This window comes from Alistipes sp. CHKCI003 (assembly GCF_900021155.1).
GTDB lineage: Bacteria > Bacteroidota > Bacteroidia > Bacteroidales > Rikenellaceae > Alistipes > Alistipes excrementavium.
Genome location: NZ_FCNT01000102.1, coordinates 1 through 2,479 on the forward strand (window position 1 = coordinate 1; position 2,479 = coordinate 2,479).

The 2,479-nt window shown below is 63.3% G+C and carries 2 protein-coding genes; both read right to left on the minus strand.

Annotation, left to right across the window (positions count from 1 at the left end):
- The coding region (locus BN3659_RS12540; RefSeq protein WP_091537346.1) for a TolC family protein at positions 1–1,301 on the minus strand (1,301 nt) is incomplete at its 3' end.
- Between the two features lie 5 nt (positions 1,302–1,306).
- The coding region (locus BN3659_RS12545; protein ID WP_091537348.1) for an HlyD family secretion protein at positions 1,307–2,479 on the minus strand (1,173 nt) is incomplete at its 5' end.

Consider the following 2,479-nt stretch of genomic DNA (forward strand, 5'->3'; position numbering starts at 1 on the left):
TTGGCCTGCAAGAGTTGCGAACGGGCCTTGACCTGTGCGGAGACCGCGGCGTTGTAGTCCGTTACGGTCGCGGCGCCGAGGTCGTACTTGCGTGCGATCTGCCGGGCGGCCTCCTCGGCCGAGGCGACGTATCGCTGCGCTCCGCGGTATCGCTCCCACGCCGTTCGGGCGTCGATGAGCGCCTGCGTAACTTCCTTTTCCACCTGTTTCTCGGCCGTTCGCAGGGCGTATTCGGCCTGCCGTATGGCGAGCTTCTGCCGCTGCACGTTCTTGCGGATCGTGAACTTCCCGAAAATCGGGATGCTGAGCGACAGCGACACATAGCTGCTCGCATTGTCCCGGTACTGCTCGAAAAACGGATATGCCTCATACCGATAGGTGCCGTCGGGATTCCGGAACATCTTCTGCCGCACGTCGGAATAGCTCGACCCGTAGCCCGCAGAGAGCGAGAGCGTCGGCCAATAGGCCGTGCGTGCGATCTGCAGGTCGCGTCGGGCCATGTCGACCCCCACGCGCGCCGCCTCCAGTTCGGGCAATTCCCGCGCAGCGTCGAACACTTCCGCCGGACTGTCCGCGATGCCGGAACGAGCCGGCACCCCGACATCGGGCGCAACGGTCCGGAAGGTCGTATAGTCTTCGATTTCGAGCAGCTGGCAGAGATCGAGCCGCGCGATGTCGTAGGTGTTCCGCGCGGTCAGCACGTCGTTCTCCGCATCGGCTAATTGCGAGCGGATTTGCAGCAAATCGGCCGTCGTAACCTTGCGGGCCTCGACCTTCTTCGCCGTCTTCTCTTCCTGTATCCTCAGTTCCGCCACGACCTGTTCGGCGTCGCGGATCGTCTCCTCGGCACACAGGATCTCCAGATAATAGGCCGTAACGTTCATCCTCACGTCGTTGCGCATCTTCTCCACGGCGAGCAGCAACGACCGCAGGTCGAGCTGCGCGCGTTTGAGGTTGTAGTAGTTCTTCAGCCCTCCGAAGAGCAGGATATTCGCCCCGAGCGAAGAGCTGTTGCCCGCCACGGTCTCGTTCTCCACGAATTCGTAGGTCGTCTCATCGAGCACGCGCCCCGTCGCGAGGGATGAACTGTTCGATACGGAGAGGTCGGGGGCATAGCTCCACTTCGATTCGGCGAGGGCGATGCGTTTCTCCGCGGCCGTGAGCTCCTGCGTCTTTATTTCGATGTTGTGCTCGTAGGCATGCGCGATGCACTCTTCCAGCGTCCAGCGTCGTTCCTGCGCGAGGCCGGGCGTGCAGGAGAGCAGCAGCAGTCCGAGCGGTACGATGTACGTTCGTTTCATACGGCTCATCGGTTTTTGAAAAGCGACACGACGGGCTGGATGAAGCGTTCGATCAGCCGCATGTCCTCGGTTACGATCTCGGCCGTGCCGTCCATCCGCTGAATCATCGGCAGCTCGCGCTTGTACGAAGTCGTCATTCCGTCGGGGAAGACGACCTCGGCGGTGTAGACGACGGCCGTACCGCTCTGGGTCTGTATCTGTTCCGGCACGGCCGAAAGCGAGCGTATCCGGCCCCGCAGCACGCCGAACTCCATGTAGGGATAGCCGTTGAGCTTCACGTTCACCCCTTGGCCGACCTTCACTTTGCCGAAGCCCGCCGAGGGGACCTGCAGGCGCCCGATGACCTCCGTCGCGCCGTCGGGAACGATGCTCGCCAGTTTGTCGCCGACGGCGACATGCTGATTCCCGCTCCAATAGTTCATGAGCGTTACACGTCCGGCGACCGGGGCCTCCAGCACATACTGCTGCCGCCATTGGGCGATCTGGGCCGCGAGCTGCTGGCGGCTCTGTTCCAGCGCCCGCTCGTATTCCGCCGTTTCGTTTTCCTGCTGGAGCGTCAGTTCGACCAGCTGTTGCTCCGACTGGATGATTTGCAGCTCGGTCGAAGTGAGCGTGGCATCGAACCCCGCTTGGGTGTTCTGCTTCGAGAGGTAGTTCTGGGCCGTGGCTTCGTAGTCGGCGGCGGAGATCACGGCTTCGGCCAGAAGCAGCGAATCCCGCTCCAGCGTGCGGCGCCCGTAGTCGAGGTCCTGCGACAGCAGCGACCGCTGCCGTTCGAGCTTGGCATAATACTCACGGTTTTTGGCGATCTGTTCGCGCAGAAGCTCTTTTTTGCGGGCGATATTGTCCGTCGCAAGGTAGTGGCGGTAGTCGCGGCAGCGGCTTTGGAGGTCGGCGAAGGCGGATTGCAGCTCCCCGAGCGCATATTCCCCGTCGAGCCACGGACTGGCTGCGAGGGCGGCGGGCGCGAGCGTGTCGGCGGCACGCAGATGCGCCGAGAGGCGTTCCACGTCCTGCCGCTTCGCGGCGTTGCGCAGCACGGCGATGAGCTCTCCCCGTTCGACGCGCTCACGGTCGCTGACGCAGAGCGTGTCGATCAGCCCGTCGTAGCGCGCCACCAGATCGGAGGGCGGATTGACGGTCGTGATGACCGCCGGAGCCTCGATCGTATCGGGGTA